This window comes from Nitrospirae bacterium YQR-1, from assembly GCA_039908095.1.
GTDB lineage: Bacteria > Nitrospirota > Thermodesulfovibrionia > Thermodesulfovibrionales > Magnetobacteriaceae > Magnetomonas.
In genome coordinates, this window is record JAMOBJ010000007.1 from 81,379 (window position 1) to 101,245 (window position 19,867).

The window sequence follows — 19,867 nt, forward strand, 5'->3', positions numbered from 1 at the left end:
AATAGGTAAATGGCCGGAATTAAAACTTGTTGCAGAGGTCAATGCCGGGTTTTAAAGGCCATCTGACATTTGGCTTGATTACAGGGGCGGCTCTTTCAATTACTGCTGTGTCTGTGTCAGACGTTAAGCATTCTTTAGTACTTCCAATTATATTGAGCACAACTGCCGGCGCTGTGATTGCTGATTTCGATTCCGAATCCTCTGTCCCATTTCACGTTGCATCTTCAATCTTTTCAATACTAACAGGAATCATTGTGTTTTTTTACTTCAAAAAAAAAGTGTCCGGCATTGAGGAGCTTCTGATATGGGCTGTAGGGCCTGCTGCCACCGCAAAGTTTATACTCTGTCCTGTCATCAAAAAAACTCTGACTACCCACAGGGGTATGTGGCATTCAATACCGGCAGCCGTAATTGCCTCTTTAGCGGCGTTTCTTCTGTTACAACGTGTCAGCATTGAAATGAACGAAAGATTTTATATTGCGCTGTCACTAGGCGCCGGCTACATAAGCCACCTTGTCCTTGATGAGGGAAAGTCGCTTGTCCACTTTAAATTCCTTATTTTCTGGTCACCCAAAAAGTCAGCCGGCTCGGCATTAAAGCTCTTTGGGCACTCTAAGATAACCACCCTGTTTGTGTATACAGTGTTGCTTTACCTTGCATGGTGTTCGTACCCTTTTCTGATGAAATGTCATATTGTCTTATTATAACCTATAGCGAAAACCATGCAATGACGAACAAAAAAACACAGTAAAATCAGCTATATGCCGTCATTGCGAACCCCCGCAGGGGGTGTGGCAATCTCTTCTTTAATAAATTCAATAAGAACATACTTTTGCTTTTTGCTATAACCCCGTATGACAAATATCATATGAGATACAATGCCACCCGTACTAAAATAAGATTGTGGGAGGCGGTATATGAAAAACTCAGTGGTGGAAACAGGCTCAGTGGTGGAAAATGCAGACGGCCTTGCAACGGTTCAGATAGACAGGGGGAGTTCATGTAAGGGCTGCGGGCTGGGGCAGATGGGACTTTGTAAACCAGGTGGTGCCGGAATGTCCCTTACCGTGGAAAATCTGATAGATGCTAAAATCGGCGACAGAGTCACCATAGGGATAGATTCCGGCACTTTGCTTAAAGGCTATTTCTACGCATATATGTTACCTCTGGCGGCTCTCATTCTGGGCGCATTTACTGGGTTTGTGATTGACAGGTGGACAGGCCTGGTGTTTGTTGACGTCATGGTTGCTTTGCTTCTTTTTGGCTTTGTAACTTTCTGGTCCTACAGAGCGTTAAACAAGTTTCAAAAAGATAAAAAAATGCACATCAAAAGAGTTGTTAACGCAAAGGCAGACGCCTCACTTAATAATACCGGCAACACCGAGGGTGACGATTACCTTAAACGATTTGCTGAGTAATACGGGACATCCTTATACTATAGTGGACATGTTTTTTCGTACGTTATACCAAAGTGTTTCTCAATTATCTCCGGGTGCTTATAACTAATTTAGCGGATCTGTGCTTAGTTTGGACTTAAGGCGAAGGACCGCCTGAGTGTGCAGCTGGCAGACACGGCCCTCTGAAAGGCTTAACACTTTGCCGATTTCCTTCATCGTTAACTCATCCCAGTAGTACAGGGAAAGAACCAATTTTTCTTTCTCCGGTAAGGAGGCAATGTGCCCGGCAAGAATCCTCTTCTGTGACTCATCAACTAGTTTACTCAGAACATCACGGCCTGCAACATCAGGAATGTTCTCCATGATGTTCATGTCCTCGCCGTCTGAGGTCTTACTGCTAAAATCCTCAAACCGGAGCGTTATCACGGAATTGGCGTCTTTCAGTATCTTATAGTAATCATCTATGCTGATATTTAACTCATTGGCAATTTCAACATCCTCAGGCACTCTGCCCAGTGATTTCTCCAGTTTGGCATGAACGGCTTTTAACTCGTTGACCTTCTCCTTCAAAGAGCGCGGTGCTGTGTCAAAGGTGCGGATTTCATCAAGCATCGCTCCCTTTATTCTAAACTCCGCAAAGGTCTTAAGTTTAGCCCTGTTTGCATCGTAATTATCTATTGAGTCAAGCAAGCCCATCACTCCCACACTTATCAGGTCATCTGTGGTCAACTGCGGCGGCATCCGGTTTGACAACCTGTATGCCGTGTATTTTATGAAAGGAAGAAAGTCCTTTATTATCTCTTCTTTCTGTTCGTCGCTAAGTTCAGATTTATATTTTTTCACGTTACCTTCCCGAATTATTATTTTTCATCAGATGCCGCCGACAGCAAATTGCCGATGAAAAACTGTAGTGAGCCCTTAACCCTGTGTTTGGTTCTGCTCATTAGTTTGTAAGCAAGGTCGGTTACCTTTTTAGATGCTTTACCGTTGGGGTTTACATCCAGAAATGCCCTTTGCTGTCTCACGGCAGCCGGTACGGCTGCATCATAAGGTATGTAGCCTAAATAATCAAGAGAAACACTTAAAAACTTCTCGGCCGCCGTGGCAAGACGTTTAAAGACCTCTCTGCCCTCGTCTTCACCCCTTACGTTATTTACCAAAACACTAAACTCCTTCTCCTGATACCGTGTATATAGCACCTTCATCAGAGCATACGCATCAGTCATTGCCGTTGGCTCAGGTGTTGCCAATATTATGATCTCCTGCGCCGCTATACAGAAAAACGCCACATTTTCCGATATCCCCGCCGCCGTATCTATCAACATTACGTCTAGATTACTATTAAATGACTCAAATTCGTCAAGTAGCCGCAGCCTCTGAAATTCATCTAATACCGTTAACTCCTGAACTCCGGATGAGGCGGGCAGTATCTTTATCCCGTGGGGCCCCTCCACCATTATATCAGCCAGTGCCATCTCACCATTAAGAACATTCTGCATATTATACTTGGGTGCAAGGTGTAAAAGCACGTCTATATTACTTAGTCCAAGGTCGGCATCGAGAATGAGCACCTCATGGCCCTGCTTTTTCATAGCTATTGCAAGATTTGCCACTATGTTGGTCTTGCCCACCCCGCCCTTGCCGCTGGCCATCGCTATCGTGCGGATGTGTTTCTCTCTCCCTCCACCTCTTAACATTTAAAAAACTCCTTTTTTAAAACCAAATCCGTTATCCGTTGCATCCCTGCAAACTCTATGTCATCCGGTACCTTCTGTCCCGTTGTTATGTAGGCTATTGGTTTTTGGTATGTTAATGCCATATTATACATCGAACCATATCGTACCGCCTCATCCACCTTTGTGTAGCCAAGATAATTTATCGGAAGACGTCTGTAGTAGCGATACGCCTCGGTCATAAACTCATCATCACTGTTAGCGCTCATCAGCAAATGCACCTCTATCGGCAAGTCAGAGAGGCATATCTCCGCCATATCGTCCATATATGCCTCATCCATCGGGCTCCTGCCCGTTGTATCTATGTATATTACATCCCTTGTCTCTGCAAACCGTAACAGAGTGCTTTTAAGTTCTGTAGGGGTTGAGGCCACAGCCACTGGTATTCCCATTATGCGGGCATAGATGCGTACCTGCTCCACTGCTCCTATGCGGTATGTGTCGAGATTAATAATCGCTGTCTTTTTGCCCTCTCTTATAGAATTGGCGGCTAGTTTGGCTATCGTTGTAGTCTTACCCACACCGGTTGGGCCTATCAGCATTACCGCTTTTCTATCTGTAAGTTTATCTTTTACTTTGATGTTTGACATGATAAGAGCCGGTATGTCTTGCAAATCCTTCGCCTTTTCACATAATAGTATAGCATACTCCTCACGTATCGCCCGCTCTTTTAGATAATACAACAACATTCTCTTCTTTGGCGGTAAAGACGTTTCAAAACCAAGATTTTTCATATCCTCTATGCTGTCTCTTAAAAACTCTATCTCATTCTTTACTTTATTTGTCATCTTATTGAAGAGATACTCCAGCTCTCTCTGGGTAAAGGCAGGCTCAGCCTTTGGCTCCGCTGCCACAGCCGCTCTCTCCGGAGCCTCAGGAGTTTTTATCTCAACGGATTTAATATCATCCGCAGCAGGCTTAACACTTCTTACACTCCCTGAAGGCTCTGCCTGAAAGACACTCTCAGCACTGTCAGCGGAATCCACCCTTTGAAGAGCCTTCCCCCTTGCAGCCTTTCCGCCATCCTTAGCCTGTTTCGTCACCTTTGTCTCTTTCGTGCTTTCCTTGCTCAAATTCCGTATTTTCTCCAAAATATTTAGGTCATTTTTAAGTCTTACCGCACGGGTGTCATAAGTTGCCGCCTTTGGTGCGTCATAGTCAACTGCCGCCGTTACCTCCACACATGGAGTTGCTCCCTTGATTTCCTCTGTGGACAGTATTATGGCATCGTCACTCAATTCCTTCTTGACCATCGAAAGCGCTTCTGAAAATGTTCTTGCCTGAAATTTTTTAATCTTCATATCTGACCACTCCTAACGTATAAAGCCTTGCCGAGGAAATCTCAGCATTGGACAGAACCACCACTGAGGGTACAAACCTGTCCAATAAACGTTTTAAAAATCTCCTTATGTGCGAGGAACATAAAATTATCGGCTGCACTCCCCGTAACCCCTCTTTGTCCATAAGTTTTTCCACGCCCTTAACCAACCTGTTAATAATATCAGGATTTATAGCCTCGCCGGTCTGAACACTTCTGCCGATTGAGGATTCAAAGCGTGGATCCAGTGTAAATACCGGCACCGAGCCATCCTGCATAGCGTACTGTTTGCTTATGTGTCTGCCAAGGGCTTGCCTTACGTGTTCGGCCAGTATGTCGGGGTCTTTTACATTTGGGGCATAATCCAATACTGTCTCAAGCACTGTCACTATATCATTGATGGGCACACGCTCTTTGAGAAGCCCCTGCAGCACTCTCTGAATTCCGCCAAGGGTCATGTAGGCAGGTACAAGTTCCTCCACTATTTTTGGGTATGAGCGTGAGACGTTGTCAAGAATATTCTGAACCTCGGTTCTTGAGAGCAGCTCCCAACAGTGCTTTCTTATTAACTCGGTAAGATGCGTGGCAATAACTGTAGGCGTATCTACAACCATATATCCAGCTATCTGAGCACTATCTATGTTAGCCTCTTCTATCCAGAAAGCAGGCAGACCAAAGGCGGGCTCTTTGGAAGGTATGCCGTCTATTCTTTCCACATCCTCTGAGGCCACAGCCAGCCAGTAGTTCATCATAACCTCGTTTCTTGCCACCTCTATACCTCTTATCATAAAGCTGTACTCATGCGGGCGCAGCTGAAGGTTGTCTCTTATATGGACAGCGGGAATAACAAAACCTATTTCTTTGGCAAGCTGTTTTCTCATCGCCTTTATTTTACCGAGAAGCTCACCACGTTGTTCCTCAACCAGCGGTATAAGGCCATAACCGATTTCAAGTGTAAGTGGATCAATTTCAATAAACGTCTCAGGTTTGGGCTCCTCAGCCGGTATTTCGGCGGGATGCTCCGCCGTCTCATCCTCTTTAGCTTTTAATGTCAATAGATATGCTAAACCGGCAGCTGCCGCCGCTATCAATAAAAACGGCACATGCGGAAGCCCCGGCACAATTGCAAAAACAAATAAAATACCTGCCGCTGTGAAAAGAGTCTTAGGGTTAACCAGCACCTGCTGGGTTATATCATGGCCCATGTCGGACTCCTTCCCTGCACGGCTGACCACGATACCTGCCGCCGTTGATATTAACAGGGCCGGTATCTGAGTTACCATACCATCCCCGATAGTTAAGATTGTATAGGTCTGAAGTGCATCAACTATGGGCATATCCTTTTGAATAACACCAATAAAAATTCCGCCGAAAATATTTATAGCGGTAATGATAAGGCCGGCAACGGCATCTCCGCGGACAAACTTACTCGCACCGTCCATAGCTCCATAAAAGTCCGCCTCCTGAGCTATTAACTCACGGCGTTTCTTTGCCCCCTTTTCGTCGATTAAGCCTGCATTTAAGTCGGCATCTATTGCCATCTGCTTACCGGGCATAGCATCCAGGGTAAACCTCGCCGCCACCTCTGCAATTCTCCCTGAACCTTTGGTTATTACCACAAAATTCACAATAACCAGAATCAGAAATATAATAAGCCCTACCGTGTAGTTACCACCTACTACAAAGTTTCCAAAGGCCATGATAACCGTCCCCGCCGAGTCCATTCCCTCATTGCCCTTAAGAAGAACAAGCCGTGTGGTTGCTACGTTTAAGGAAAGCCTAAAGAGAGTGGTCAACAAAAGCATCGTGGGAAACACCGAGAAATCAAGTGGTTTCTGTATATAAACACTGGTTATCAATATAACTATCGATATGGCTATCGATATGGAAAGCAGCATGTCAAGCAAAAAAGGAGGCAGTGGTATAAGCATTACCCCAAGAATGCTTACCACTGCTATGGATACTACTATCTCCGCTCTGTCTTGTATAATTTTAAGCCAGTTCACTTGCTATCCTAAATCTTTCCCTTAAGTTTATATATGTATGCAAGGATTCGTGCAACTGCCTTATAGAGTTCCTGTGGAATGTAGGTGTTAAGCTCAAGTTTGAAAAGCAACCGCGCCAATGGCTTATCCTCAACAACAGGCACCTTATGTTCCCTGGCAATTTCCCTGATTCTTTCCGCTATAAACCCCGAGCCCTTTGCTATTATCTGAGGGGGAGCGCTGCCGCCTTCCTTATACATCAAGGCAATGGCAAGATGGGTTGGGTTTGTTATTATCACTGTGGCTTTAGGTACTTCCGCCATCATACGCTTCCTGGCAATTTCCCTTTGGATGCTTCTTATTCTCGACTTTATTTTCGGATCACCTTCAGTCTCTTTGAACTCCTCTTTGATCTCCTCTTTAGACATCTTGATTGACTCTTCAAACCGGTACTTTTCTATAACGAAACTCACCACTGCTATAACAAAAAGATACAAAAACCCATACCATATAGCTTCTTTCAAGAAATCATAAGCCGCATAGGTAAGTTGGTTGAACTCCTTTCCCATAAGAAGCGGAAGCTTAACAATGTCCGACTTAATTACTAAATAAAAAATCAGTATTCCACCAATAAATTTAAACAGATTTTTAAGAAACTCAAAAAGGCCGTTTATTGAAAATATACGCTTAATCCCCTCTATAGGATTAAGCCTTGAAAAACTTAACTCCATATCCTTAAGCATGAAACCCACTTGTGCTATCTCTGATGTCATTGCAAGCACTATAATCCCCAACATAAACGGAAGCAGCAAAAGCAGTGTTTTAGCCATTGCAACTTTTATGTTGACAAAAGGATCAAGGCCGTAGGAGAGGTTTAGGAAGTTGATGGTTACCTCCTTAGCACTAAAGATGAAGTGTCTTCCGCCAAAGTAAAGGACACCAATCATGCCTGCCATGCCTGCCACGGAGGTTAGCTCTTTACTTCGGGCAAATTGTCCCTTCTCGCGTGCCTTTTGCCGCCGCCGCGGTGTAGCTCGTTCTGTTCTTTCCTGTCCCTCCGCCATCTCCCTCTAACCTATCTCCCGCTCGTTGACAGTTCCATCACACGATACATGTCGTTTTTTATATTTGCTATGTTCAGGCCGAAAACATAAATCATTACCGGCATTCCGGCTATCATGAGGAGCAATCCTACAAAAATAAATATTGGAAAACTAACGAAAAATATGTTTATCTGCGGGGCCGCCTTATAGAGCAGCCCTAACAGCAGATTTGCAACCAACATTCCCACCATTATCGGAGAGGCAACCTTTATTGCCACAATAAATAATTTTGTTCCACCCATAAAGGCATTAATCATTGATTTGTCTAAAACAATCCTGCTGGGGGGGAGCAGCTCATAACTCATTACAAACATAACGAGTAAATCGTGGTGCGCATCCATAGCAACAAACACCAGCGTCAGTATAATCCCTAAAAGCCTGCTAACCTCCGCCGATTGGCCAAACTCAGGGTCAAACGTGGTGGCAACGGAAAGAGACATGCTGTTGCTTATAAAATTGCCTGCCATATTGACGGCGGTAAAAATAAATCGTGCAGCGCCTCCAAACAGCATAGAAAAAAGTACTTCTTTTGCCAAAAAAGATGGAATTCTGTCCTCTTCCGTAATATTAACATCTACAATAGGGGCTAAAAGTAGTGCAAGAGCCACGGCAAAGCCGATTTTAAACTGAGATGGAAAGTTCTTGCTGCCATAGATTGGCATCATACCCATAAATATGGACGTTCTGATAAGTATAAACAGGAAATTACCTATCTCTTTTGATGCCTCCTTAGCATTTATAAGCTGGCTTAACTGCTCCATGTCACCTCACATACATCGGCATCTTTTCTATCAAATGAGTTGTAAAAGCTATCATAACCCTCGATAACCACGGCATAAGAATGAAAATACAGGCAAATACCGCCACAACTTTAGGCACAAAGGTAAGTGTAAATTCCTGAAGCTGGGTTATTGCCTGAAAAAAGCTGACAAGCAAGCCTACCACCATGCTGACTAAAAGCATGGGGGCGGATACCGTCAACAGAGTCTTAAATACCTCGCCGGATATGTCTTTAACCATTTCGACTGTCATTGGAAGCTCCTTACAATTGACCCCACAATAAGATTCCACCCGTCAACTAAAACAAACAGCAGAAGTTTAAACGGTAGTGAAATCATTACCGGAGGCACCATCATCATACCCATTGAGAGCATAACGCTTGCTACCACCATGTCTATGATAATAAAGGGCAGATACAGCAAAAAACCCATCTCAAAAGCTGTCTTGAGCTCACTGATAGCAAAGGCCGGAGCGACCACCTTAAATGGTACATCCTTAGCCTCGTAGGGCTGCTCCGATTTGGAGAGTTGTATAAACAGGGCTATGTCCTTTTGTCTGGTCTGCTTGAGCATAAAGGACTTAACAGGCTCCTCGCCGCGCTTAAAAGCCTCGGTAAGGGTAATCTTTTTGTCTATATAGGGGCCGATTGAATCTTTGGCAAGTTTATCAAATGTTGGAGCCATAACAAAGAAAGTAATAAAAATAGAAAGCCCTATTACCACTGCATTTGGCGGTATCTGTGCCCCGCCTATTGCCTGCCGTAAAAAAGACAGGATAACCACAATTCGTGTAAAAGACGTTAACATTATAAGCATTGCAGGCAAAAGTGAAAGAAAACTCATCAACAGAAACATCGAAACCAGTGGATGATCTATGTTGAAATTCATCTGTTACCTCCAAGGAAACTCAATTCAAGTGCTTGTATTTTAAGATTTTTTTTATCACTATCCTCCCTTGACGGGAGGGGCTGGGGGAGGGCGTTTGTAACAAATCTTACCCCCCGGTCTAACCCTTCCCCGCAAGGGGAGAGGTAACATTTCCTGGTTTTTATTGAGATGTTCTTTCTTGAAAAATTCATAATCCACTCCGTGAATCGGTAGATCCTAAACCGGCTGATGAGATGTTTTCATCTCCCAGTCTTACAACCTCAGCGCTTAGACTGGTGTGAAAATCCTGCTCCGGCTGCGGTAATTCTTTAATTGTCTTAAGAAGGCGTAAGTCGTTAGGCGTAACCGCCAAGATTAAAAACTCAGCCCCAACCTTAACCATAGCGATTCCCCTCTTAGGGCCCAGCGGCAGGTACTCCTTTACAGAGAGAAAACCGCCCTGTTTGTTCCGTTTTTTCATATAATATGATATTCCGTAGATGATAAAAATCACCACCCCTAAAGCAAAAACCATCTGTATAACGGCAGCTGTCATCTTAACTGTTTCAGCCTCTCGTTGGGGCTCACTATGTCTGTAAGCCTGATTCCGAATTTCTCATTAACAACGACAACCTCACCCCTTGCTATTACCTTTTGGTTGACGAGTATTTCCATAGGCTCACCTGCCAGCTTATCAAGCTCCACAACTGAGCCCTGCCCTAGTTGCAGCAAATCCTGAATCAACATCTTAGTCCTTCCAATTTCAACTGTAATTGTAAGTGGAATATCAAGCAGGAACTTTATATCTCTCATACCCTCCTGAGGGGCTTCTTTTTCAAATTCCTGAAAATCAGCTTTCACTGCATCCATACCTCAACCTCCAAAATCATTGAATAACTCCTGTTATTCTAATTGCCTGATTACCCTTTCTTACCCCTGGAACGCACTTAAGCTTAGGCACACCCTCAATGTTAACAGTCAGTTCATCAGTTACAGATCTGTTGAGGGGAATGATGTTACCTATCTGAAGGTTTAAGAGCTCCTCAATGAGGAGGTCTGTTCTACCCAGTTCAACGCTGACATTTATCTCTGAAACAAACAATATGTCTTTAAGCCGTGCCACCCAGCGATGGTCGGTTTCAAGCTTTTCAGCCTGAATACCTGAGTAGAGTTTTTCCTTCACAGGCTCAATGACTGAATAAGGTACACAGAAATACATCTTACCTGTGAAGTCCTCGACCTCAATATGTACCTCAATTTTTATGATAACCTCAGTAGGGGTAACTATGGTAACAAACTGGGGGTTCATCTCAGAGCCTACGTGCTCCGGCTGAACCGTGGCAATACCTTTCCATGCCAAAGCAAGGTCTTTTAAAACCATTCCTACGACTTTCTTGATTATTCGCTGTTCAATTGGAGTAAAATAGCGTCCTTCACTCTTGGTATTGCGTGCCGTGGTTGCACCAAAAAAGTACTCTACGAAGGCAAAGACGGCAGGAGCGCCTATCACAAACAGAGAATACCCCTTCAGAGGTTCCATTTTAAATATATTTATGCTCGATGGCAGAGGAAGGGTTTTCATAAACTCGCTGAACTTCATCATCTCAACACCGTGAATATTAACGTCAACAAACTTCATTATGATGGCGGAAATGGAGTTTCTGAAAAATCTTGCAAAACGCTCATTGGCTATTTCAAGTCCGGGCATCCTGCCCCTGATGATTCTTTCCTGATTGGTTAAGTCGTAGGTTTTGACGCCGGCTTCATCACCGGCAGCCGGTTCAGTATCTATGCTCCCTGCCTGTACTCCTTTTAACAGGGCATCAATTTCATCTTGTGACAGTATCTTATTCATAATTTTCCTTAGTTTATTGCACTACAAAGTCTGTAAAATAAATATTTGTTATTAAATCCTCTCCCAGAGCCTGATTAACCCTTGCAAGCATTTCATCTTTTAACATTAACTTACCGTCCGGGCCGGAGACGGATTCCAGCGATTTAGAACTTAGCAAGATAATAATGGCGTCTCTGAGAATGGGCAGTTTCTCTTTCATCTCAGCCTCCATTTTTTTATCCTCTATTTCAACTTGTACCGTTATTTTCATATATCTGCCGGCCTCAATCAGATTTACTACAAATGGATCAAGCGGTAGTATGGCGGCGTGAATATCTTTTGGTTTCTTTTTCTCCTTATGTTCTTTTTTTTCCGGTTTCTTCTCTTCATGCTTTTCCACCTTCTTTTCCACCTGTTCAGGGGCACCGGCGGCATCGTCGTGCTTTTTCAGAAATTTGTTATATCCTAAGTAGCCGGCTCCAACTAACACAAGAATGATGCCTGCAAAAATTATAAGCTGCTTCATGTTTAATTTCTTTTTTGGTTTGGGACCGTCCAGCTGTTCTTCTTCAGAATCTTCTTTTTGCATAATCTTTGCACACCCCCCATTCTATAAATTTCACCTTATACTTAATAATATCAAATTTCATGCCAGAGTGCAATAGCTAATAAAACCGTCTCTTTTATACACATAGAGAGCAATTAATATGTCAATGAATTGACAAAAAGCCGCCTTTTGAACACTCACAGGAGAGAAGCCGATGAGGGAGGCTGAGTCGAGGTTTTTTTCAGGACATACACACACATGACACAGTCCCTGTGGCCGGAAATGACGGAGAAAGAAGGGTTTCTTTAAGATATGTGATATAATAACCGATAAAAAACCTAATGATACTTACATCACTACTGTTGATAAAAGCACCGTAACAATGATAGATTTTAAGTAGGTGGTATTGATAAGATGAAAATGCGAGTGCTTAAGCTCTCAACTGCAATGGTAGGGAAACCCCTGGATAAGCCCCTGTATGATGAAAATGGTAATCTGATGCTTGGGCGCGGCTATGTCATGACCGACAAAGACGTTGCCAAAATATCACGTGCAATAGTAATAGAGCCGGAGGGGGATGAGGTTATCCCTGAGGAAGATGAAGACATTGACATAGAGCAAATAGTTGATGCTGACCTGCCTTTTGAAAACCTTGACTTGCTTAACATAAAAATAGACGGACTGTTTGACAATTTAAAAAGAGAGAAGGATTTTCAGAAGAAAGTCCGTAATTCCGCCAAAATTGTTCAGGATGTTTGCAGTATTGATGAGGACTTAGCCCTTGGAACTATAATGCTTGAACATGAATCGCGTTACACGGTTAAACATCCTATTCATACGGCGATAGTGAGTGAAATAGTGACAAAGAAAATGGGCTGGTCTCAGGAAGAACGTGCTAATCTCATCTCTGCCGCATTAACAATGAATATTGGAATGATAGAACTTCAGGAAAGGCTTCATTTTCAACAGGAGCCGCTTTCACCGTATCAGAAAGAGGAGGTAAACAAGCACCCGTTAGAGGGCGTTAAAGTACTTAAACAGTTTGGTGTTAAAAACGATCTATGGCTTACCGCCGTGCTTCAGCACCATGAGATGCTTGACGGCACCGGTTATCCTTCAAAACTAAAAGACAAAGGCATAGAGGAACCATCCAGAGTAATAGCTCTTGCAGATATTTACTGTGCACGGGTCTCCGGCAGGCATTACCGCAAACCACTGTTGCCCACGGTTGCACTGAAGGAATTATTTCTCAATAAAAACGAAAGTCTCGATCCTGATATATCCGCCGTATTTATTAAAAACCTCGGTATATATCCCCCGGGCACTTTCGTACAGCTGGCAAACAATGAGATTGCTATTGTTACGCAAAGGGGAGAGAGAATTAACGCTCCAATTGCTTATACGGTGTTAAGGCATAATAACAAGGTGCCGACTGTTGCCATAAAAAGAGATACATCTTTAGATGAGTTTACCGTTAAAACAATTGTACCTCCTTCTAAAGTAAATGTTATAATAAACCGTTACCAGTTGTGGGGATATGGCGTGTTTAAGCGTGCCAAGGTCGCTAAACGCAAGCAGCAGAGAATTCAGGTAACAATACCTGCAAAGGTACTGGAGCTTCAAACTATTTCCACTTACGATGCTGTTATTCTAAATATAAGCAACAATGGATGCTTTATCAGAATTCAGACCGCAACGGATAAGGAATTCCAATATAATAAGGAGTTCTATATCACATTCCGGCTGCTTAACAGAACTCTTGAAAACATACAAGCCACATCAAGGTCAATACAGCGTAAGTACGACCACTCACTTGTCGGCATGGAATTTGTTAACCTTACTGCAGAACATGCAGAAATTGTAAAGACTTTTGTTAACTCACAATCTTAAACCGTTAAGGAGCTTGTGACGATGCTGACAAAGTTAATCGGATGACTGCTACTTGGTATTAGTGCTCCGGTTACTACTCCGGAATTTTATTAAAGAAGTAAGCGGCGACACTGCCAAAGGAGACAGGAATGACCCATGCGGAAAGAAATGCCGGTAAAATCCCCGAGTACCCCAGAGATATGGCCATGGCAAAGAAAATCCAGTAAATGAGACTTATGGCAATGGAGAGCCCCACGTTGATTATGTTGCCTCCCATTTTAAACCGTGCCGATATGGAGAGCCCCAACAACACCATAACCATGCACGTAAACGGATACGAGAGCTTTGCATTTAAGTCAACGAGCACCCTCTGGTTGTTATAGCCGGCAACTCTCAGCCTGCTGTTATGTTTGTATAAATCCACAAAGGACATTTCATCAGAAATCATAACGCTTTCATCATAAATGTTGGTGGTTTTAAACTCTTCAAAATGCAGCTCTTTGACTTTTGAGGCGCTCATTGCACCGAGGTCGTATTTCAGCGCCTCATCCATGACCCAGAGCGTACCGTTGAAGTAGCATCTCTTACCTCTTATAATTTCAGCCAGTTTGCCGCCCTCTGTGATAAATATGCTTACGTCGGTCAGTGATTTATCCTCAGGTTGATAGCTGGAGGCGTAGATAATCATATTGCCCTTTTCCATAAACCACACATCCTTTGTTTTAAATACAAGGCGTTCTTTTTTGTTTTTAATCTTAAAAAGCAGGTTGTTGGCATAGAGGTTAAATTTGCCGGCAATAAATTCATCAACCGCAAAGTCAAAAATTGAGACCATAAGCGCCATAATAATAACAGGCAGAAAGAGCTTCTTTAACCTTCCACCGGAGGCTTTAACAGCAACCAGTTCGCCGGCTTTGGATGCATGGCCAAACACAACAAGCACTGCCATCAACACTGCCATAGGCAGCAGATACTTTAAATACTTAGGCAGCACATAAACCCAGTACAAGGCAAAATCGTTAAAACCGGGAGAGAATTTAACCAGCTTATCGAGTTTGTCTATAACCTCAAACAAGGCAATTAAAACTGAAAGACCGAGGGAGACGATAAACACAACTGAAGCTGTCTCCTTTACGTAAAGTCTTGTGAGGATTTTCATCGTTTGGTCATCCTGCTGAAAAAGACCGACGTAAATGTTAGGAGAATTATAAGAGGAAGCCATCCGCTTACGTAGTGAGGCAGTTTTCCGGTACGTGCCAGCTTTTCAAAATAAATAAGGCCGCTGTAGTAGGTTATAAAGACCAGCATGGCAAGACTCAGCTCTCCCAGCCTGCCGGTCTTTTTGGAGGCAAAGGCTATTGCAGGGGCAAGGGCACTGAGTACCAGCACGATTAACGGCAGGGCAAGCCTTCTATGTAACTCTAAAAGTACCTGGATTCTTTCCTCTCCCTCTGTTTCCTGTGCCCTTGCAAGTATCTCAGCAGGGGTAAGCTCGCTTATCTGAGAGCTTATCTGTGGAGTCAGGTTAAGTATCATGTTGTAGCTGCTGAAAGTTATTTTCGTTAAGTCCAGGCCCTCCGGCAAAAACACCTCTCCATCTTTAAGGATGAAGCCTATCTTTGTGCCTCCATATACAGATATAATTCCCTCTCTTGCGAAAATGGTAAAGGAACGTGCAGGGTCCCTCTTATCGTAAATAAAAATGTCGTTAAGAATATCCGCAGCCGGTTTCTTTTTGACTAAAATAACAACATCTTTAAATAATGTATAAAAGTTTCCCTCCTTTATTGCCCTGGGCGATTTAGTTGTAATCAGCTCTGTGATACTGAGACGAAGCTCCTTAGCGGTTTTAGGGCCAAGATAAAAGCTGTTAAAGAGGCTTAAAGTAAAACAAATAAAGCCGAAAAAAAATACCGGCCTTGAGACGGAAAGAAAAGACATGCCGCATGTGCGCAAAATTGTAAGCTCATTGTCGGTATTTAGCCTGCCGTAAGTAAACATCACCGCCGACATTAAGGACATAGGGATGGTTAACAAAAACAATTGTGGCTGTATCAGCACTATTATACCCAGAAAATCCCACAATGAAGCGCCCACTCCCGAAAGCAGCATACTGAACTTCAGTATCCTCTCCATCATTAAAACCAGATTAAACGCCAAAAGGCTTAGAACAAAGTTATAGAATATTTCTTTAAGTATATATTTTTCTATAATTTTGATCTTAGATTTCACAGCTCCGATATAATAGCAAAAATAACAAAATTCGCCCTAAAAAAATAAAAAAATAAAAAAATTTTTTTTGGTATATAAAAGGCTTGCTTTTTTTATAAAGATAGGTTATACTACCACAACCTGCGTTTCAGGTAACTTTAGTGTGCATTAAAAACTGTCATGTATAATTAAGATGAGTGGGTTGCAGGCACAGGGTAAGCCAAAAGGGTGTTCTAACGGCAGCAAGGTGGGTAACGTGTTAGTTTGGTTTCAGAAGGTGCCGGTCAGGTTGCCTGCCGCAATGAGTGGAGGTAAAGTAGTGGTTAACAGGTGTTTGAAAGGTGGAAGCTTATAGATGTGTCACTTGAACACAGTGTGTTGTAAAAAAACAACATGAAATGAGCGGTAATGTGTTGAAAGTGTTGTTTTTATGGGCTGGCACAGGAATTGCAAGTAATGTGTTGAGATGAATTATAATATAGCGGACAGATGAAGATGAAATATAGCGGTTGATGAGGCAGGAAGAGAATTTTAAAGTGGAGAATTTACATAAATAAAAAAGGAGGTGATAGTTGGAGGCTGAGGGATTTGGCGGTAATGCCAATGAAGGAGACATCGGATTCGGAATGAAGCGACTGTGGAAATATTAATTTCAAGATTAAATTCTGCCGTAGGCAGAAAAAACTCAAGTTTGGTTTGGGAGGGTAACACATTGAAGAAACTTTTAATAATGGCAATGATTGCAATCCTTACGTTAGGTTTTAGCGTTGTTGTGTTTGCAGCAGACGATGCTAAGTCCGATACGGCAATGGTTGCAAAGGGTGACACCAAGATCACTATTGGTGGAGAGCTCAGGTTCAGAGGTTCCTACAGAAGTAACGTAGTTGACCAGGTAGATGACGGTCAGGTAGCTTATACACAGTTAAATGTAACCGGCTATGGCATAGCCACACCAGTGGCTTATGATGTAACAAGCATCTATGGTAACAGATATACCGGCGTTAGAACTAACGGTACCCAGACACTTGGCTCCAGGGTTATAAGCTCCGGTGACGACCACCAGTCATTTTATGATACCAGAGTAAGAGTCAGCATGGATGTAAAGGTTGCCGATACAACACAGGGCTTTATTGAGCTTGAATCAAACCAGGGTGATACAAACACCACAGATACTGAAAGATGGGGCACAAGCTCGGCAGCAACCGGCATAGCTCAGGTTGGTAACGCAAAAGCTGGAGACCTCAGGCTTCGCCAGGCATGGCTTAAGTACTACAAGAACGGCGTTGGCGTGCAGATTGGACATCAGCTCTTCAAACTCGGAAACGGGCTGTTTTTTGATCACACAAAATTCGGCGATGATGGTATCAGGTTCATAGCAGACCCTTCAAAGGAATGGCATATTGAAGTAAAAACAATAAAGTTTAAAGAAAGCACAATCGGCGCACCTGATGATGCAGACGCATATGTAGCGGAAGTTAGATACAGGAACCCACACTGGGGTATCAGCGGCGATATAACTTATGTTGATGACCAGTCATTTGGCGGCAGCACCGATGCAAAAGTGCACTTATGGAACTTCGGCGTACGCGCTGATGGTACATGGAGCAACGGGTTAACCTTAAGAGGCGATATTGAGGCTCAGGCAGGAAATTACAGGATAGCTTCCGGCAGCGATGCAAAAATGAGAGGTTGGGCTCTTTTAGCCGGCGTTGATTACAAAATAACTCCTCCAGTTAAGTTAACACTTGAGTTTGCTTACGGCAGCGGAAACGGCGATGAAGACACCACTAACGATATCAAGTACTTTGTAACCTCACTGGGCAACGACCAGCACTACACCTATGTATATGAGTACCACACACCTACAGCATGCGGCGGCTTAACCAATTCAGGTATTTGTAACACCATGTACTTAAAGGGTGGAGTAGCGGCAGATATGTCAAAGTCCCTTTATGGCGAGCTCTATTTATATTGGCTGCACGCTTCCAGAAACGTAGCAATCTACAATGGCAACCCTTCCGGCAACCTCGGATGGGAAGTTGATGCTAAACTTGCATACAAGATTGCAAAGAACCTTCAGTACTATGTAGAGGGCGGTTACTTCTTTACAGGTAACTCTTATGACAGAGTTAAGACTGAGACATTTACTTATACAAACCTCAGCACTGCAAACCCTGTTACAACCTATGAGTACACCAGAAACGATGCATATGCAATCAGGCATGGCATACAGTTAAACTTCTAACATCTCTTAATAGAGATGTATGATAAGAGAGGGCTGCCTTTTGGCAGCCCTTTTTTTTGTAAGAATTTTACGGCTCTTTACCGGATCGAGTGGGTAGGAAAGTAAGAAGTATCCTCTGTCGCCTGAACCACAGTAGCCTACAGGTGGCGAGGAGACTGAAGTTTTTTATTAACTACGAAGTAAAATAGTAAACACAGCGCCATCAGGATGGTTCTCGGCTGTGATTGAACCATTCATGTTGTTTTCGATAATGGTTTTTGCCATATATAGCCCTATTCCCATTCCCGAGTGTTTATTCTTTGTCGTAAAATACCGGTCAAATATCTGTTCTCTGACGTTGTCGCTGATACCTGTGCCGTTGTCTTTTATAGTTAATTTATAATCGGTGCCGTTGTCACAAAGCGCAATATCTATGTTACCCTTATAACGTCTGTCAGCCATGGTCTTTCTCTTTTCAATAATGGAATCTTTTGCATTGTTTAAAATATTGAGCACAGCTTGCTTAAACTCATTTGGGTATCCCGTTATTTCCGGTTTAACTTGTGTATCGACAGTTAAGGAAACGTCAATAGAATTATGCTTTAAAAGTGCTGATATTATAGATATGACGTTGTTGATAGCATCAGTTAAACAAAACATAAATTTTTCTTTAGATGGTTCAAAGAAATCTTTAAAATCTTTTATTGTCTGGGACATGAAATTAATCTGATCCATGGTCTCCTCAACAAGATGCATAACACCTTTTGTTGTTTCACCATCGGATTCAACTGCTCCGGCATAGTCTTGTATTATCAGAGCAAGACTGTTAAGAGGAGACTTCCACTGGTGGGCTATAATGGAGAGCATTTCACCCATGGCGGCAAGTCTTGATTGATGTATAAGCAACTGTTCATGGTCCGTGCGTTTTTTTACTTCTTCTCTGACCTTTTCCTCAAGATTTTCGTTTAGTATCCTAAGGGCATTGGCACTTTCCCTGAGTTTTTCTTCGTAGGTTATCATATCGGTAATATCCCTTGAGATTCCTACAGTGCCGACTATGCTGCCGCTGCTGTCATACCATGGTATTTTTGTTGCAGATACCCATGTTTCTTTACCATTTCTATGTGTTATTTTTTCAATCTTGTTTTTGATGGCAACTCCGGAGGAGATTATCTGGAGTTCATCATCAAATGCCTTTTGAGCCTGAGCCGGTGGAAAATAGTCAAAATCTGTTTTTCCTATCATTTCCGCTGCTGTTGTTTTAGAGTGTTCTGCTTTAGCATTGTTTACACGTACAAAACGGCTTTCTCTGTCTTTAAAAAATATTGAGTCAGGAATATTATCCATTATAGCCTGAAGAAAATCAGTGCTACAGTACGATTGTTCAGCGCTTTGAGATTTATCGGTATTTGTGCTCATAAACACGACATTTAAATCTCTGGTTAGTTACCATGGTGCAAACTCGCTCTTTGTAACTCCGCATACAGGGCAGCGCCATGCATCGGGAAGCGCTGCAAAGGTAACGTCACAGGCTATTCCCTGCCGCTCATCTCCTTTTGAGGGATCATATATATAGCCGCAGCCGATACAAATATACTTGGTCATCTTCCTTTTCTCTAAGTACAAGTCTGAAAAAAACGGTTACCGGTAACTTATTTATAATGTCTCATGTATTTCAGCGGTTAATGCCTGCCCCCACAGCCACCCTGATGTTTATTATAAACTTCTGTGCCTGGCTATGTCAATACGTCGCCCGAAATCCGATATAGAAAAACCTGTATCCCGTTAAAAGTGGTTTTAGAGGAGAAACTTCAGATTACAGCAGACCTATGTATTTTGTTCCACTATAAAAAGTTTATTTTTTCATCAACAATACTAAAATCAATATGGATTTTCATCATTTTATATATTTTTGAACATAACTCTCCCTGTATTTTCTTTTTTCCATCTTTGCTCCAACTTTTTTTAGCCACTACATAACAGGCTATATTCAAAAGTTT

The 19,867-nt window shown here is 42.8% G+C and carries 21 protein-coding genes and 1 pseudogene; 5 read left to right on the forward strand and 17 right to left on the reverse strand.

Annotated elements, in window-relative coordinates:
* Positions 1 to 41: 41 nt before the first annotated feature.
* Both H7844_05770 and H7844_05775 read left to right on the forward strand, forming a co-directional pair.
* Positions 42 to 707, forward strand: coding sequence for a metal-dependent hydrolase (locus H7844_05770; protein ID MEO5356791.1), 666 nt, complete (start codon positions 42 to 44; stop codon positions 705 to 707).
* Positions 708 to 917: 210 nt separating this feature from the next.
* Positions 918 to 1,418 carry a SoxR reducing system RseC family protein gene (locus H7844_05775; protein MEO5356792.1) on the forward strand — a complete coding sequence of 167 codons (501 nt, stop codon included), beginning with the start codon at positions 918 to 920 and terminating at the stop codon, positions 1,416 to 1,418.
* Positions 1,419 to 1,502: 84 nt separating this feature from the next.
* Here the strand turns inward: H7844_05775 and H7844_05780 are convergent, their stop codons facing one another.
* The 13 genes and pseudogenes from H7844_05780 to H7844_05840 all read right to left on the reverse strand — a co-directional run bounded on the left by H7844_05780 (position 1,503) and on the right by H7844_05840 (position 11,605).
* Positions 1,503 to 2,240 carry a FliA/WhiG family RNA polymerase sigma factor gene (locus tag H7844_05780; protein ID MEO5356793.1) on the reverse strand — a complete coding sequence of 246 codons (738 nt, stop codon included), beginning with the start codon at positions 2,238 to 2,240 and terminating at the stop codon, positions 1,503 to 1,505.
* A 17-nt stretch (positions 2,241 to 2,257) separates the two neighbouring features.
* Positions 2,258 to 3,094, reverse strand: coding sequence for a MinD/ParA family protein (locus H7844_05785; GenBank protein ID MEO5356794.1), 837 nt, complete (start codon positions 3,092 to 3,094; stop codon positions 2,258 to 2,260).
* A complete protein-coding gene (gene flhF / locus H7844_05790) occupies positions 3,088 to 4,431 on the reverse strand; it encodes a flagellar biosynthesis protein FlhF (protein ID MEO5356795.1) in 1,344 nt (447 codons plus the stop codon). The genes H7844_05785 and flhF overlap by 7 nt, the downstream gene beginning before the upstream one ends.
* Positions 4,421 to 6,454, reverse strand: coding sequence for a flagellar biosynthesis protein FlhA (gene flhA / locus H7844_05795; protein MEO5356796.1), 2,034 nt, complete (start codon positions 6,452 to 6,454; stop codon positions 4,421 to 4,423). Before flhA ends, flhF begins: the two co-directional genes overlap by 11 nt.
* Positions 6,455 to 6,462: 8 nt before the next feature.
* Positions 6,463 to 7,497, reverse strand: a complete 1,035-nt coding sequence (flhB, locus tag H7844_05800) for a flagellar biosynthesis protein FlhB (protein MEO5356797.1) — start codon at positions 7,495 to 7,497, stop codon at positions 6,463 to 6,465.
* A gap of 11 nt (positions 7,498 to 7,508) precedes the next feature.
* Positions 7,509 to 8,297: a flagellar biosynthetic protein FliR gene (locus tag H7844_05805; GenBank protein ID MEO5356798.1), complete on the reverse strand. Its 789-nt coding sequence runs from the start codon at positions 8,295 to 8,297 to the stop codon at positions 7,509 to 7,511.
* 1 nt (position 8,298) lies between these two features.
* Entirely contained in the window at positions 8,299 to 8,568 is a 270-nt protein-coding gene (fliQ, locus tag H7844_05810; protein MEO5356799.1) for a flagellar biosynthesis protein FliQ, read from the reverse strand.
* On the reverse strand, positions 8,565 to 9,203 hold the full coding sequence (fliP, locus tag H7844_05815) for a flagellar type III secretion system pore protein FliP (protein ID MEO5356800.1): 639 nt from the start codon (positions 9,201 to 9,203) through the stop codon (positions 8,565 to 8,567). Before fliP ends, fliQ begins: the two co-directional genes overlap by 4 nt.
* Positions 9,200 to 9,394: a hypothetical protein gene (locus tag H7844_05820; protein MEO5356801.1), complete on the reverse strand. Its 195-nt coding sequence runs from the start codon at positions 9,392 to 9,394 to the stop codon at positions 9,200 to 9,202. Before H7844_05820 ends, fliP begins: the two co-directional genes overlap by 4 nt.
* A complete protein-coding gene (locus H7844_05825; protein MEO5356802.1) occupies positions 9,391 to 9,738 on the reverse strand; it encodes a flagellar biosynthetic protein FliO in 348 nt (115 codons plus the stop codon). Before H7844_05825 ends, H7844_05820 begins: the two co-directional genes overlap by 4 nt.
* Positions 9,735 to 10,037: pseudogene (gene fliN, locus H7844_05830) on the reverse strand (flagellar motor switch protein FliN). The gene H7844_05825 and the pseudogene fliN overlap by 4 nt, the downstream one beginning before the upstream one ends.
* Positions 10,038 to 10,068: 31 nt before the next feature.
* A complete protein-coding gene (fliM, locus tag H7844_05835) occupies positions 10,069 to 11,037 on the reverse strand; it encodes a flagellar motor switch protein FliM (GenBank protein ID MEO5356803.1) in 969 nt (322 codons plus the stop codon).
* Positions 11,038 to 11,050: 13 nt separating this feature from the next.
* Entirely contained in the window at positions 11,051 to 11,605 is a 555-nt protein-coding gene (locus H7844_05840; GenBank protein MEO5356804.1) for a flagellar basal body-associated FliL family protein, read from the reverse strand.
* A 372-nt stretch (positions 11,606 to 11,977) separates the two neighbouring features.
* Here H7844_05840 and H7844_05845 point away from each other — a divergent pair, with 372 nt between their 5' ends.
* Positions 11,978 to 13,453 carry a PilZ domain-containing protein gene (locus H7844_05845; GenBank protein MEO5356805.1) on the forward strand — a complete coding sequence of 492 codons (1,476 nt, stop codon included), beginning with the start codon at positions 11,978 to 11,980 and terminating at the stop codon, positions 13,451 to 13,453.
* A gap of 73 nt (positions 13,454 to 13,526) precedes the next feature.
* Here H7844_05845 and H7844_05850 read toward each other — a convergent pair whose 3' ends face one another.
* Together H7844_05850 and H7844_05855 are read right to left on the reverse strand one after the other, a co-directional pair.
* The gene (locus H7844_05850) at positions 13,527 to 14,591 is read right to left on the reverse strand and encodes an LptF/LptG family permease (protein MEO5356806.1); all 1,065 of its coding nucleotides are present in this window, start codon (positions 14,589 to 14,591) and stop codon (positions 13,527 to 13,529) included.
* Complete coding sequence (locus tag H7844_05855; protein ID MEO5356807.1) at positions 14,588 to 15,664, reverse strand: LptF/LptG family permease; 1,077 nt, start codon at positions 15,662 to 15,664, stop codon at positions 14,588 to 14,590. The genes H7844_05850 and H7844_05855 overlap by 4 nt, the downstream gene beginning before the upstream one ends.
* A gap of 172 nt (positions 15,665 to 15,836) precedes the next feature.
* Here H7844_05855 and H7844_05860 point away from each other — a divergent pair, with 172 nt between their 5' ends.
* Positions 15,837 to 15,998 carry a hypothetical protein gene (locus H7844_05860; GenBank protein MEO5356808.1) on the forward strand — a complete coding sequence of 54 codons (162 nt, stop codon included), beginning with the start codon at positions 15,837 to 15,839 and terminating at the stop codon, positions 15,996 to 15,998.
* 357 nt (positions 15,999 to 16,355) lie between these two features.
* Positions 16,356 to 17,888 (forward strand): alginate export family protein, encoded by a 1,533-nt coding sequence (locus H7844_05865; protein MEO5356809.1) that lies wholly within the window; start codon positions 16,356 to 16,358, stop codon positions 17,886 to 17,888.
* 168 nt (positions 17,889 to 18,056) lie between these two features.
* On the opposite strand, the gene H7844_05870 is transcribed toward H7844_05865, so the two are convergent.
* The gene (locus tag H7844_05870) at positions 18,057 to 19,286 is read right to left on the reverse strand and encodes a PAS domain-containing sensor histidine kinase (protein MEO5356810.1); all 1,230 of its coding nucleotides are present in this window, start codon (positions 19,284 to 19,286) and stop codon (positions 18,057 to 18,059) included.
* A gap of 27 nt (positions 19,287 to 19,313) precedes the next feature.
* Entirely contained in the window at positions 19,314 to 19,472 is a 159-nt protein-coding gene (locus H7844_05875; protein MEO5356811.1) for a rubredoxin, read from the reverse strand.
* Positions 19,473 to 19,867 lie beyond the last annotated feature (395 nt).